The sequence below is a fragment of the Pseudomonas mandelii genome, from assembly GCF_006438925.1.
Lineage (GTDB): Bacteria > Pseudomonadota > Gammaproteobacteria > Pseudomonadales > Pseudomonadaceae > Aquipseudomonas > Aquipseudomonas mandelii_C.
Genome location: NZ_RCZA01000002.1, coordinates 438,145 through 452,328, shown reverse-complemented (window position 1 = coordinate 452,328; position 14,184 = coordinate 438,145). Strand labels below are relative to the sequence as shown.

Below are 14,184 nucleotides of genomic sequence, written 5' to 3'. Positions count from 1 at the left end.
GGATCCTGAACAAAGGAAAAAGCCCCGGGGCATCAGCCCGGGGCGATTCGATTAATGTGCGCTGACTTGGTCGGTGCCCTCCTTGGGCGTCTTCCAGCCAAGCAGCTGTTGCTTGAAGCCATAACTGGCGGTTTGGTAATAGGTAATAGCACGGACAATCAATGGGTCGCTGGCGGTGGCCCGGGATTCGCGGCTCTCGGTCAGCGCGTCATCATGGCGCCGCAGCCCTTGGCGAGGGCTCAGGATCGCCAAATTCTTGCCGTCGAACAAGCCCAGATGCTGGTAATTGCCAACGACCACGCGGGGCGGCAGTGGATTGTCCTGCAGCAAGTTACGGCCAAAGAAGGTCGATTGATAATCCAGGTTCAGCAAACCCAGCAAGGTTGGCGCCAGGTCGATCTGGCTGGCCAGTTGCGCGGTTTCCCGTGCATCGATCAGCTTCGGTGCATAGATGAACAGCGGAATCTGATAGTTGCTGATCGGCAAGTCTTCCATGCCGGCGCTGCCGGCCGTGTGGTCGGCGACGAAGACGAAGATTGTATTGTCAAACCACGGCTTTTGGCGCGCCTGATCGAGGAACTGACCAATGGCATAGTCGGTGTACTTCACCGCACCGTCACGACCGTTGCCGGACTTGATGTCAATCCGGTTGTCGGGGTAGGTATAAGGACGATGGTTGGAGGTGGTCATCACTTGCAGCAGAAACGGCTGCTGTTTCGCGTAGTCAGCGTCGGCCAGTTTGAGGGTCTGCTTGTAGAGATCTTCGTCAGCCATGCCCCAGGCATTTTTGAAGTGGATTTCTGATTCCTCAACGCTGGTCTGGTCCACCACACGGTAACCGTTGCCACTGAAAAACGCGTTCATATTGTCGAAGTAACCGCGTCCGCCATAGACGAACACGCTGTCGTAACCCACGGCGGTGAGTTGCTGGCCGAGGCTGGCGAAACCGCTTTCACGCCCCACACGCTTGACGATCGAACGCCCCGGGGTTGGCGGGATCGCCAGGGTAATGGCCTCAAGGCCGCGATCGGTGCGGGTGCCGGTGGCGTAGAAGTTATTGAAGTACAGGCTCTGCTTGCGCAAGGCATCGAGATTGGGGGTCAGGTTGCGGGCGTCGCCGTTACTGCCCATGTACTTGGCGCTGAAGCTTTCAATCGTCACCAGCACTATGTTGGGTTTGCGCGCAGTGCCCGGGTTGTCGATCATCCGGCGAATGTCCTGCGGGTCCTCGCCGATGAAACGCGCGTTGGGTTCGCTCAGTTCGGCACGAATCTGCTGAGCAACGATTGCCGGTGGCAGGCTGCTGTAGAACTGCGGGTAATCCAGTTCGTTGTTACGGAATGCAGCGAAGAACTGATAGGGCCCATTGCTCGCCAATTCGTTCTGATAGGCGTTACCGCCCTGGGCGCGCGGCGAATCCTGACTGAGCAGTTGCAAGCTCAGCCCCGCGACAATCAACAGGCCCAGCGCATTCAGCAGGCGCCCGCGCAGTGGCGGCAACGGTGCGTCCAGCGCGGCATTGAAAGGTTTGCGCAACGCAAAGCTCAAGGCGACGGCCAACACGGCAAGGATGCTCAGCAGCGTACCGATCGGATAAGACTCCAACAGGTTGTTCAACACCTCGTCGGAATACACCAGGTAATCGACAGCGATGAAGTTGAAGCGCACACCGAACTCATCCCAGAATAGCCACTCGGCTACCGCGGTGAACAACATGGCGAACAGGCTGACGGTTAGCAGTCCCTGAAGGAACCAGCGGTGCCCGCGGCGACGCCACAAGGCCGGTGGGCAGAGCAGCAAGTAGAGGCCCATCGGCAGTGCTGCGTAGACAATGAAGCCCAGGTCGTAAAGCAGGCCGATGCCAAACACCGACAGAAATCCGCTACCGGCCTCATCCAGATGGGTGAGCAGCAAAACCATGCGGGTCAGCAAGAAAATGACCAGCCATGTGCCGGTCACGAGCAGGAGAAAGCGCATTGGCGCGGTCTTGAAGAGGTCCATTGTGTGTACATTCCTTAACAACAGTTGCATGGGATTCTCGCACCGCCACTGTAGTCGGCTTGTGAATCGATAGTGAAAAACATGTTAACGCCATAATGTGGTTGAGCGAATCGATTCCTAGGCCCGTAACCCTAGCCCTCAGCCACACTTGGCCTTAAGCTGCGCGGGCCAAGACGGCCGTTACTGTGTACGCAGGAGAGACCCATGCGAATTCTATTGGTTGAAGACAACCGCGATATCCTGGCCAATCTGGCCGATTACCTGGGGCTCAAGGGTTATACCGTGGATTGCGCGCAGGACGGTTTATCAGGCTTGCACCTGGCGGCCACCGAGCATTACGACTTGATCGTGCTCGACATCATGTTGCCTGGCATCGACGGTTACACCCTGTGCAAACGTCTGCGTGAAGACGCGCGCCGCGACACGCCGGTGATCATGCTCACCGCTCGCGATCAATTGGACGACAGGCTGCAAGGCTTCAAATCCGGCGCCGATGACTACCTGATCAAACCCTTTGCGCTATCTGAATTGGCGGCGCGCATCGAGGCGGTCATGCGTCGCGCCCAGGGGGGCGGCCGTCGCACCTTGCAGGTCAGCGATCTGATCTACGACCTCGATACCCTGGAAGTGACCCGCGAAGGTCGTCTGCTGAAACTCAACCCGGTGGGACTGAAGTTGCTGGCCGTGCTGATGCAAAAAAGTCCTCATGTACTGCGTCGCGAAATTCTCGAAGAGGCGCTGTGGGGTGATGACTGCCCGGACAGCGACAGCCTGCGCAGCCACGTCCATCAGTTGCGCCAGGTGATCGACAAGCCTTTCGCCAAACCGTTGCTGCAAACCGTGCACGGTGTGGGTTATCGCTTGGCCGAGGGCCGTGATGGAGTTTAAGCAGAGCCTTGCTCAACGGATCATCATCGCCTTTGCGCTGATGAGCGCATTGGTCGCGGGAGCCTTTGCCATGGGCATTGTGGCGACTGTGCACCTGGTGGAAGAAAAACTGATTTCGGCAGGTCTGGGGGGAGATTTACAACGGCTGTTGCTGATGGACAGTGTCATGGACTGGAACCATCGTCCTGAGCCGGACCAACTGTTCTATTTCAGCGGCGGGCCGGGCGATTTTCAGTTACCCAAGGATCTGCGACATCTGGACCCGGGTTTTCACGAAGTGTTTCGTGAGCAGTTGTCGTATCACGCGATGGTCGAAATCGTCGACGGCCGGCGTTACGTGCTGTTGCAAGATCAAAGTGATTTCGAAGAGCGCGAGCGGGTGCTGTTTGCCGTGGTGCTGGTGGGCTTCGTCCTGAGCCTGGCATTGGCGGTGTTTCTCGGATGGGTACTGGCTCGCAAAGTGATGGCGCCCGTGGTGCGGCTGGCCCGCCAGGTCCGTCACCGTGATCAATTGTTAGGTCTGGCGCCACCACTGGCGCCGGATTACGCCGCCGATGAGGTCGGTGAGTTGGCCGTGGCCTTCGATGCCACCCTTGGGCGCTTGCGCCAGGCGTTGACCCGCGAACGGTTGTTCACCAGTGACGTCAGCCACGAACTGCGCACGCCATTGATGGTGCTGGCCAGTTCCTGCGAGCTGCTGCTGGAAAACCCCGGCATCGATCAGCGTGGTCGTGCTCAGGTCGAGCGAATCGCCCGCGCCTGTGAAGAGATGCGCGAGCTGGTGCAAACCTTTCTGATGTTGGCCCGCAAACAACGTGAAGACGCCAGCATGTCGCCCCAGCAAACCCTGAACCAGGTCGCCGATGGACTGCTCAATCTGTGGCGCGAGCCGATCGAGTCCAAGGGATTGACGCTGATCTTTGAACCGGGCAATCCGGCAAACACCTGCTACAACGCAACCCTTCTGCACGCGGTCATGGGCAACCTGCTGCGTAATGCGCTGCATTACACCGAGCACGGGTTTATTCGCCTGACGCTGACCGCCACCGGTTTCATCGTCGAAGACAGTGGCGTGGGTATTCCCGAGGAAAAACGCGAGGCGATGTTCGAGCCCTTCGTGCGGGGCAGCGAGAAGCGCGGCGAAGGCCTGGGCCTGGGGCTTTCACTGGTGCAACGGATCTGTGAAAACCAGGGTTGGAGCGTCAGCCTGACGAACATGGAGCCCAACGGCTGTCGTTTTCAGGTGGAGCTGTCAACGAATAACTGATCGTCTTATTTAAACGCATTAACCCAGTGCATTCGTTTTCGTCCTGTAAGTCCTCGAAATAATTCGGGGTTTTACATAACATTTTTTTCACAACGGCATGACCTGACGCTGACACGGCGCTACCTATCGTGGGAGCCATCAGCAGCTCAGGAAACCTTGATGATGGACGGCCCGATCAAACTGGATTTTTCCGAAAAATACGACGATCAACACGCTCAACAATACCTGCGCAAACACAAGGATGGCCTTGGCCGCCGCCTGTCCCACTGGCGTGACGAGCAACTGGCGCGCAAGGCGTTGGCACTGGCTGGTGACCCGGGGCTGATCCTCGATTTGCCCTGCGGTGCGGGGCGCTTCTGGCCATTGCTGGCGGAAAAAACAAATCGTGCGATCATTGGTGCCGACAACTCTGAATCCATGCTGAAGGTTGCCATGCAGGCGCAACCTGCCGCGGTAGTGAAACGGGTACAACCCTTGCACACTTCTGCATTCGACATCGCCTTGCCTGATAACGCCGTCGACAACATTTTCTGCATGCGTTTGCTCCATCACATCGGTGAAGCCGAGCATCGACTGGCTATTTTGCGTGAATTCGAGCGCGTCACGCGTGATAGCGTGATCCTTTCTGTGTGGGTGGACGGCAATTTCAAAGCGTGGAAACGCAAGCGCCTCGAGAAAACCCGTGAGCAGGGAGGTTACCAAAATCGATTTGTGTTACCGGCTGCTACGGTTGAAAAGGAGTTCGAGCAGGCGGGTTTCCGTATTCAGGAACATCTGGACTTTTTACCGCTCTATGCCATGTGGCGGGTTTATGTATTACGCAAGAGGTAACAGAATGGCAGTGCAATGTGCAGCAGAAACGGACGTCGCTCCTCAGGACCGCTTCGACTATTTCTGGAATCAGCGCGGTGAGTGGGTAGAAGAACCCAACGTCCGTCGCGGTGGAGAAAGCGGCGTGCAGCGCGTCGTGAGCAGCAATGGACAGCTGCTTTACGTTAAACGTCAGACCGGGCATATCTATCGCAGCTTGCTGCACCCGTTCGGTCGGCCGACGGTGTTACGCGAGCGCGATGCGCTCATCGGCCTGAAACTGCTCGACGTTCTCGTTCCGGAAATCGTTTTCTGCGGTGCACAGCGTGATCCGGTGCATAAATGGCGCGCATTGCTGATCACCAAGTCGCTGGACGGCTTCGAGGAAATCGAACACTGGTACGCTGGCGGCGGTCGCGAGCATCACGGTGAGGCTGTGCATGATCGAGTGTTGAAGGAGCTGGCCGAGAGCCTGGCCCGGATGCACAAGGGCTGCTGGCAGCATGGCTGCCTCTACTTCAAGCACGTATTCGTGCGCATCACCGGCGAAGGCGAGGCTGCCAAGGTTGAAGTGGCCTTGATCGATCTGGAGAAAGGCCGGCAGCGTTGGACCTCCCGGCAAGCGGCGATTCATGACATGAAGCAGCTGCGTCGCCACTCGTCGTTCAGCACGACGGACTGGCAGAAACTCGTCTACTTTTATAAGACGGCGTTTGGCAGCGCTATCAAGGGTTTATAGCAATGAAACTCGAAATTGCACGAGGTGTATTTTTAATAGGAGCCTTGGCAGTTGCTTCACTCGCGGTGGCGGCTTGGGAGCAGCCCCGCACGCAAGTCCTCAGTTCAGTGAACGGCGGCGCACACTGTCCATTGCCACGTGTTGCGAAGGCATCCGTGGCATCCCAACCCGATCATGATTTTTTGCTGTTCATGTTCGGACTTTCTCAAGGATTGAGGCCACAAAGTTGAACAGATTGAAGCCCAAATAAAAGGCCTCGCTAATGCGAGGCCTTTTTGTTTTTCAACGGCAAAAGATCGCAGCCTTCGGCAGCTCCACATTGAATCGGGTACATCCTGTAGGAGCTGCCGAAGGCTGCGATCTTTTGATCTTAGGGTTTATCGGGTTTCGCCAAAAGCGTGTACACGCACGGCAGCACAAACAACGTAAACAACGTCCCGATCGACATCCCTGTGGCGATCACCATGCCAATGTCGAACCGGCTGACGGCGCCCGCCCCCGTGGCGATGACCAACGGCACCATACCGAACACCATCGCCGCGGTGGTCATCAACACCGGACGCAGACGAATGGCCGCTGCTTCCTCCACGGCTTCGCGCGGCGTCAGGCCTTTGTCCTTGCGTAACTGGTTGGCAAATTCGACGATCAGGATTCCGTGTTTGCTGATCAGCCCGATCAACGTCACCAGACCGACCTGGGTGTAAATGTTCATGCTCGACCAGCCCAGGAACAGCGGGATCAGCGCACCACAGATCGACAAAGGCACGGTCACCAGAATCACCAGCGGATCGCGGAAGCTTTCGAACTGGGCCGCCAGTACCAGGAAAATGATCGCCAGCGCCAGGGCGAAGGTGGCCCACAGCGCACTGCCTTCCTGGACGTATTGCCGTGATGCGCCGGCATAGTCGAAGGCATAACCCACCGGTGCCTCTTCCCGAGCGATCTGGCGCACGGTGTCGATCGCTTCACCCATGCTGACCAGCGGCACCCCGGACAGGATGGCCGAGTTGAGTTGCTGGAACTGGTTCAACTGCCGTGGACGCGCCCGGTCGGTCACGGTGATCAGGGTCGACAGGGCCAGCAGTTGGCCTTGGGTGTTCTTGACGTAATAGTTATTCAGCCAGTTGGGGTTATCCCGGAAGGGCCGTTCGACCTGCGCGATGACTTTGTAGCTGCGACCTTCAATGGTGAAGCGGTTGATCTCCGCTTCACCCAGCAACGTCGCGAGCGTCCCGCCCAGGTCCTGCATGGAAACACCCATCTGTGCGGCCTTGGCGCGATCGATATCCACCACCACTTCAGGCTTGTCGAACGCCAGGTCGAGGTCGACGAAGGCGAACTTGCCGGACTCCATTGCCCTTTTTTTGACTCGGTCGGCCACTTGCAGCAGCGAGTCGTAATCGTTGGCGGAGTTGATGACGAACTGAAACGGCAGCCCCTCGCCGGTACCAGGCAGGGAAGGCAGGTTGAAGCCGAAGATCTGCAGCCCGGAAATGCTCTCCAGTTTGCGCTGGACCTCGGGGAGGATCGCCATCTGAGTGCGGCTGCGTTCGTTCCACGGTTTGAGCAGGAAGCCGCCGATCCCCGATTGCACGCCGTTGAAGCCATTGATCTGGAACGACGAGTAGTACTCGGGAAACGTCTTGAAGATCGTGACGAACTCGTCGGTGTACGCGCTCAGGTAGTCGAGGTTGGCCGGTTGCGGGGCGCTGGCCATCATGAAAATGATGCCCTGGTCCTCGTCCGGCGCCAGTTCCGACTTGGTGAACTTGAGCAGCACTGGAATCAGGCACAGCACGATCACTGCGAACACCAGCACCACCGGCCGGGTATTGAGGGTGCCATGAAGCATGCTTTGGTAGCGGCGCTTGAGGCCTTCGAAAATCCGATCCAGGCGATGGGCCAGGCCGCTGGGATTTTCGTCGTGGCGCAGCAATAAGGCGCACATCATCGGTGACAGGGTCAGGGCGACGATACCGGAAATCACCACCGCGCCGGCCAGGGTCAGGGCGAACTCCTTGAACAGCGCCCCCGTGAGCCCCGTCAGGAAACCGATCGGCGCATAGACCGCCGCCAGCGTGATGGTCATCGAGACCACCGGCATGGCGATTTCCCGGGCGCCTTCGATGGCCGCATCCAGCGGCGTCTTGCCTTCTTCGATGTGCCGGTGGATGTTTTCAACCACCACAATGGCGTCGTCCACCACCAGGCCGATGGCCAAAACCATCGCCAACAACGTCAGCAGATTGATCGAGTAGCCCATCATCTGCATGAAGAACATCACGCCGATCATCGACAGCGGGATGGTGACTACCGGGATCACCACCGAACGCAGCGCGCCGAGGAACAGGAACACCACCACGATCACGATCAGCACCGCCTCGAACAAGGTTTTGATCACCTCGTTGATCGAGGCCTGGATAAACAGCGTGGCGTCGTAGGCGATTTCACCTTTGAGGTTCGGCGGCAGCTGGGCTTCCAGGTCCGGCATGATCTTGCGCACTTCCTTGATCACGTCCAGCGGGTTGGCGCCGGGCGTGGCCTTGATGCCGATGTATACCGAAGGGGTGCCGCCGAAGGAGCTGATCGAATTGTAGTTTTCCGCACCCATTTCAACCCGCGCCACATCGCTGAGCAGCACGCGACTGTCGCCCTCGACCTTGAGCGGAATCGCGGCAAAGGCTTCGGCGGATTTGAGCTCGGTATTGGCGTTGATGCTGGTGACGACGTACTCGCCTTTCACTTCGCCGGCGGCGGAGAGGAAGTTGTATTTGCGCACGGCATCGGTCACGTCGCTGGCACTCAGGCCGAAACCGGCGAGCTTGACCGGGTCCAGCCACAGACGCATGGCAAATACCTGGTTGCCGAGAATCTCGGCTTCGGCCATGCCCGGCAGGGTCGCCAGTTTCGGCTGGATGACCCGCGACAGGTAGTCGGTAATCTGCGGGTTGCTCAGTTCCTTGCTGAAGAAGCTGATGTACATCAGTGCCGAGGCGTCGGCAGCTTCCTTGCTCAGCACCGGGTCTTCGGCGTCCTGAGGCAGTTGGTTCTTCACCTCGTTGGCTTTGGCCAGCAGTTCGGTGAACAACCGGTCGCTGTTGGAGCCGATGCGCGCGTAGATCGAGATCACCGAGAAGTTCTGGCGACTGACCGAGGTCATGTAGTCGATACCTTCGGCACTGGCCAGACTTTGCTGCATCGGTTGGGTGATGTAGCCCTGAATGGTTTCGGCGTTGGCCCCGGGATAAGCGGTGGTCACCGTGATCAGGGCGTTTTCCATTTGTGGATATTGGCGCAGCGGCAACTTGCTCCAGGCCTGGAAGCCCAGCAGCACAATCAACAGGCTGACCACGGTGGCGAGCACCGGGCGACGGATGAACGGGTCGGTAAAAGCCATGGGGATTCCTTGATCAGTCCGCGCGCGGCGGGCTGTTCTTCTCGGCTAAGGTCTTGTCGTCGCTGATCGCAATGTGTGCGCCGTTGTCCAGTTTGATCTGGCCGGCCGTGACCACTTTTTCGCCGTTCTGCACACCTTTTGTGATCATCACTTGCCCATCGCGGCGCTCACCGGTTTCGATGAAACGCCGTTCGGCGATCAGGATCGGTTGGCCCTTGTCGTCTTTTTCCAGGCTGCCGTCTTCGGCTTTTTTCTGCGCAACGACATAGACCGAGTTGCCGTACAGCGTGTAAGTAATCGCGCTTTCCGGCACGACGATGCGCGGCTGCGGGTCGGGCAACAACACTTGCAGGCTGGCGAACATCCCCGGCAGCAGTTTGCCGTCGGGGTTGGCCAAGGTCGCGCGGACCTGGACATTGCGCGTGCTGTTTTCGACTTTCGGGTTGATCGCGCTGATGGTGCCGGGGAAGGTTTGTGTCGGGTAGGCCGCGACAATGATCTGCACCGGTTGGCCGAGGGCGATTTTCGGTACCGATTGCTCGGGCACGAAGAAGTCTACATAGAGGCTGCTGAGGTCTTGCAGGGTGGCAATCATGGTGCCGCTGGCGAGATAGTCACCGATGTCCACCTGACGAATACCGATAGTCCCGCTGAACGGTGCGAGCAAGCGTTTTTTGGCCAGCGCCGCTTTGAGCTGATTCACCGTGGCCCGGCTCTTTTTCAACACCGCCGAGAGCCGGTCGAATTCGCCTTTGGAAATGGCCTGGCTGCCCACCAGTTGACTGCCGCGACCGTAATCGAGCTGCGCCAGCCCCAGGTCGGCCTGAGCGGTTTCGAGCAGGGCGGTCTCTACCACGCTATCAAGCAGAAGCAGCGGTTGGCCGACCTTGACCTTCTGCCCTGACTCGAACTGCAAATCGATGACGGTGCCGTCGGTCTCCAGGCTCAGGTCCACGCCTTGCAGCGCCTTGAGCGTGCCGACGGTAGGCAGGCGGGCTTGCCACGGCCGTTCGGTGGCCGTGGCCACGGCGACACTGATGGCCGGTTTCGGTGCAGCAAAGCCCTGAATCATCGTATAGATGGAGAAGGCTTTGTAACCGGCCAGGACCAGCACGATCAGCAAAACAACACCCAACATGATCAGCATGCGGCGACGCAGCATATTTCCACTTCCTTGGAGAAAATCAGGTGAGACAGTCGGGCACATTACTCTGAGTGGGAGGTTGATTCCAACTGGCAGAACTTACAGGGTGCAAGGCTATCGATTGGTGTTGGCCTGAAAAGATCGCAGCCTTCGGCAGCTCCTACATTGGAATGCGTACACCCTGTAGGAGCTGCCGAAGGCTGCGATCTTTTCGGTGTTACTCACGCCATCAGGTGAAGGTGGTTGTCCCAGAGCCCTGCGGGTAGATCGAGGGGTTTTGCAACAAGATCTGTCTGACGGCAATCGTAGTACCGGCATCGCCCTTGACCCGAGGTCACGACAAAGCCATCGGCTACCGCGCCGACCCCGGCGCAATCGGGAAGCGGCGCGTCCAGGCGCACTTCACCGCTGTCCAGGTCCCAGATGAAAAAGCGGTTGCCCCGTGGCGCGGTCAACGCCACCAGGCGCAGTTCGCTGTGCACCGCGACGCTGGCGGTGTAATGCCCCATGGCTTGCAATTGATGCTCAGGCACCGGGAAGGCCACGAACGGCTGGCCGGGCCGCTTGATCGCCAGCAGCTCCGACGACTCGTGAGACGGCCCCATGAACTGCTGACCGGCGACGATGGTGCCGTCGCTGGCAATCCCCAAATGACGCACGCTGTTCATCTGCTGGGCGAGGGTTTCCTTGCTCAGCAGGGTGCCGTCCCGTTGCATCAGGACCAGGCTCGGTTCCATGGCGTTGAGGTTCATCTCGACGCGGCTTTCGGCCTCGGTGCGAATGCCGCCGTTGGCCACCACCAGGGTTTCACCATCGGGCATCCACGACACCTGATGCGGGCCGACGCCGTGGGTCGAAATCTCACCGCTGTGCACCAGCCGCTCACCTTCGAACTTATACACACCGAGCAAACCTCGACCCGGATCGGAGGTGTCGTTCTCGGTGGCGTACAGCCAGTCGCCGCTCTTGTGAATCACCGCATGACCATAGAAGTGCCGGTTCGGCAACGAGGTCACGGTTTGCAGCAGCGTGCCGTCGCGCAGGTCGATCAGGTAGCTCTCGGTACCCGGACGACGGGCGACGAACAGCGCAATCGGCAGCGTCGGGTGGTTGATGATGTCGTGGCAACGCTGGCCGACCTGGGTGGCAAACACCCGGGTGCCGTCCAGCCGGTAACCGACGGCGTAGTGCTTGCCGTCGGTATCGTCCCGCGCCGAGAGCAGCAGCGGGCTTTTGTCTTTTTGCTTGAACAGCGTCCAGCCGCCCAGTGTCACCGCACCCAGCAGCAAACTACCTAACGTCAGAGCCTGGCGTCGCAGCATGGCACTTGCCCTCATCAGTCACCGTCGTTGGCGTTGAAGCCCAGTTGGATGCCCAGCGCCTTGGCCAGGTCGCCTTCGTGCAGGCGGTGGACGACGTTGAGGCTGTCGTAGAGATCGTTGAGTTGCTGGCGACCGGCGTCGTCATTGAGCATCTCGGTCAGCGAGCGTTGGTTGCTGGCGAACAGTTTCAGGGACGCGGCGTAAGCGGCGTCGATCTTGTCGGCCAACGCTTTCTGCTCGCTCGGCAACAGGCCGCGCAGGCCTTTGTTGTCGACGCCTTCCCAGACCGTTTTGGCGGCGGCGAGGCTGGCTTCGAGGCCCGTCAGGGACGACTGGCTGCGCCATGCATCGGCCTGGAACGGCTGCGGCACACCCTTCGTCTGACGGCCCATCGGCGTGCCGAGTTTTTTCTTCAGGCTGTCGAGGGCGGTGACTTGCACACGCAGCAGATCGGCGATGGCTTCGTGGGAATCGGCGTAGCGCTGGTTCGGGAATTTGCTCATCTGCGCGAGCATACCGTCGGTGTTGTTCCAGCTTTTCAGAATCTCTTCGGCCAGTTGTTTCTGACGCTCGCCAATCGCGATCAGCAGCGGGCAGTACTTGGCTTTCTGTTCAGCGTTGGCCATATCAGGCTTGCTGTCGAACAGGATGTATTCGTAGGCGGACAGGCCTTGCACCACAACGCTCGACTTGGCCAGAGCGGCGGCATCGATCTGCGGCTGTGCGGTGACCAGTTGTTCGACCTGACGGCCGACGAGGTTTTTCTTGTCCGGCCAGAACTGCACCTGCCAGGCGCGATTGCCTTCGGCCAGTGGCCCGATCAGCAATGGTTGCAGCTCGGCCCAGGCTTTCTGCGCATGCAGGAAGTCGGCGCGGGCGGTGTCGAGGTTTTGCTTGCCTTCGCAGTAGGCCAGAGCGCTGACGGCCAGTTGGCGGTCGGCTTCAACCCAGCGCGTGTAGGTCGGCAGGATCACCGACTTGGCGATCGCCGCCGAAGTGACGGCCTGCGGATCCTGCGGTGAACAGGCGCCCAAGGCGAGTGCGGCAAGGCTGGTGAACAACAATTTGGGACGGAACATGTCGGGCTCCCGCTATGGAATACATATTAAAGAGAATTCAAAAACGCCAGCAACACAGCGCGCTGCTCGGCATTGAAAGACAAAACCTGTTGCTGCGCCGCTGTGGCTTCGCCGCCATGCCAGAGCACGGCTTCGAGCAGATTGCGGGCGCGGCCATCGTGCAAAAACTGGGTGTGGCCACTGACCGCCTGCGTCAGGCCGATGCCCCACAACGGCGGGGTGCGCCAGTCGCGGCCGCTGGCCTGGAATTCGGTACGGTTGTCGGCCAGCCCGTCGCCCATGTCATGCAGCAGCAGATCGCTGTAAGGGCGAATCACTTGATTGGCCAGTTCAGGTTCTGCGGCGTTGGCGGCGGTGGTGTATTTCGGGGTGTGGCAGGACTGGCACCCAGCCTGGAAAAACAGCGTCTTGCCGGCCAGCACCTCGGGGGCGCTGACATCGCGGCGGGCCGGTACGGCGAGGTTACGGCTGTAGAACAGCACCAGACGCAGGATGTTGTCGATGACTTCCGGCTCACCCTCCGGGCCATTGCCGTTGGGCGCTTGCTTGCAAGCGGTTTGCGCGTCGGTGCAGTCATCTACGGGGCGCAGACTGGTGGTGAGGCCCATGTCGCCGGAGAAAGCATGAACGTTCTGTTGATTGAGGTTCGGTTGCCCGGCCTTCCAGCCAAATCGCCCAAGGACGGTTTTTTGCTGCGCGTCATCCCAGACTCTGTTCGGCCGCCCGGCGATACCGTTTCTGTCTTTTGCCTGAGCCTCGGCATTGGCCAGGATCGCCTCGTCAGGAATCGCTTCGAGCAGGCCCAGGCCAATCATTGGCGGGGCGACCCTGGCCGAGAAACGCGTGTCAGGGTGCATCGGGCCGTAGCCGAGCTGGGTGATCTGCAACGTCGGTTTGCGCAACTCGACTTCGGTGCCGTCCTTGAAGCGAATCGGAACGGGCGTGTAATCGACGCGCACTTTGCCTTCCGGCACGACACCCGGCACGGACATGTCCTGGAATTGTCCGCCGTAGACCGGCTCCGGGACGACACCGAGCTGCTCGATGACCTTGGCATAGGCCGGCGTATCGGGAATCGACAGGCGTACCAGCATCGACACGGCGTTCTGCGCATCAGGCATGGGCGGATGACCGCGGCCGTCCTTGATGTGGCAGTTCTGGCAGGCGTTGGTGTTGAACAGCGGGCCGAGGCCATCCCGGGCGGTGGTGGTCGACGGAGCGATCACCCAGGGATTACGGAAAAAGCTGTTGCCGACACTGAAGTCCACGCGCCGTGATGGCGGCAGGTTGGCGGACGGTAGGGAAAATGAGTTCTGATCGGTCTTGCGCACGGTTGCGCTGCCACCGGACCGGGCTTCGCCGGGTTCGGCTTTGGTAAAACGCGGGACGTCATCGCAGGCACTCAGGCCCAGGGCCAGCAACAGTGCGGACAAGCGAAGAGGCAGCGAGGGCATCAGACATCCTGCAAGACGAGCAAAACAAGGGCGCAAAGTCTAACAGGGCAGGGGAGATTGAATAAGAGGAATTATCGTTTACT

11 protein-coding genes are annotated in these 14,184 nt (G+C 59.5%); 5 read left to right on the top strand and 6 right to left on the bottom strand.

Annotated features, from left to right (window positions below):
* Window positions 1–51 precede the first annotated feature (51 nt).
* Complete coding sequence (locus EAH74_RS05905; protein WP_140676977.1) at window positions 52–2,001, bottom strand: LTA synthase family protein; 1,950 nt, start codon at window positions 1,999–2,001, stop codon at window positions 52–54.
* A gap of 204 nt (window positions 2,002–2,205) precedes the next feature.
* Here EAH74_RS05905 and colR point away from each other — a divergent pair, with 204 nt between their 5' ends.
* The 5 genes from colR to EAH74_RS05880 all read left to right on the top strand — a co-directional run bounded on the left by colR (window position 2,206) and on the right by EAH74_RS05880 (window position 5,935).
* Window positions 2,206–2,889, top strand: coding sequence for a two-component system response regulator ColR (gene colR, locus EAH74_RS05900; protein ID WP_123368483.1), 684 nt, complete (start codon window positions 2,206–2,208; stop codon window positions 2,887–2,889).
* Window positions 2,879–4,156 (top strand): sensor histidine kinase, encoded by a 1,278-nt coding sequence (locus EAH74_RS05895; RefSeq protein ID WP_123368484.1) that lies wholly within the window; start codon window positions 2,879–2,881, stop codon window positions 4,154–4,156. The genes colR and EAH74_RS05895 overlap by 11 nt, the downstream gene beginning before the upstream one ends.
* Before the next feature lie 162 nt (window positions 4,157–4,318).
* On the top strand, window positions 4,319–4,987 hold the full coding sequence (locus EAH74_RS05890) for a class I SAM-dependent methyltransferase (RefSeq protein ID WP_140677285.1): 669 nt from the start codon (window positions 4,319–4,321) through the stop codon (window positions 4,985–4,987).
* Window positions 4,988–4,991: 4 nt separating this feature from the next.
* Entirely contained in the window at window positions 4,992–5,705 is a 714-nt protein-coding gene (locus EAH74_RS05885; protein ID WP_140676975.1) for a lipopolysaccharide kinase InaA family protein, read from the top strand.
* Window positions 5,706–5,707: 2 nt separating this feature from the next.
* Window positions 5,708–5,935 (top strand): hypothetical protein, encoded by a 228-nt coding sequence (locus tag EAH74_RS05880; RefSeq protein ID WP_123368486.1) that lies wholly within the window; start codon window positions 5,708–5,710, stop codon window positions 5,933–5,935.
* A gap of 140 nt (window positions 5,936–6,075) precedes the next feature.
* Here EAH74_RS05880 and EAH74_RS05875 read toward each other — a convergent pair whose 3' ends face one another.
* The 5 genes from EAH74_RS05875 to EAH74_RS05855 all read right to left on the bottom strand — a co-directional run bounded on the left by EAH74_RS05875 (window position 6,076) and on the right by EAH74_RS05855 (window position 14,101).
* Window positions 6,076–9,102, bottom strand: a complete 3,027-nt coding sequence (locus tag EAH74_RS05875) for a multidrug efflux RND transporter permease subunit (RefSeq protein WP_140676973.1) — start codon at window positions 9,100–9,102, stop codon at window positions 6,076–6,078.
* Window positions 9,103–9,115: 13 nt separating this feature from the next.
* Window positions 9,116–10,264, bottom strand: coding sequence for an efflux RND transporter periplasmic adaptor subunit (locus tag EAH74_RS05870; protein WP_140676971.1), 1,149 nt, complete (start codon window positions 10,262–10,264; stop codon window positions 9,116–9,118).
* Window positions 10,265–10,467: 203 nt separating this feature from the next.
* A complete protein-coding gene (locus EAH74_RS05865) occupies window positions 10,468–11,568 on the bottom strand; it encodes a DUF1513 domain-containing protein (protein ID WP_140676969.1) in 1,101 nt (366 codons plus the stop codon).
* Between the two features lie 14 nt (window positions 11,569–11,582).
* Window positions 11,583–12,647 (bottom strand): imelysin family protein, encoded by a 1,065-nt coding sequence (locus tag EAH74_RS05860; RefSeq protein WP_140676967.1) that lies wholly within the window; start codon window positions 12,645–12,647, stop codon window positions 11,583–11,585.
* A 26-nt stretch (window positions 12,648–12,673) separates the two neighbouring features.
* The gene (locus EAH74_RS05855; protein WP_140676965.1) at window positions 12,674–14,101 is read right to left on the bottom strand and encodes a di-heme oxidoredictase family protein; all 1,428 of its coding nucleotides are present in this window, start codon (window positions 14,099–14,101) and stop codon (window positions 12,674–12,676) included.
* Window positions 14,102–14,184 lie beyond the last annotated feature (83 nt).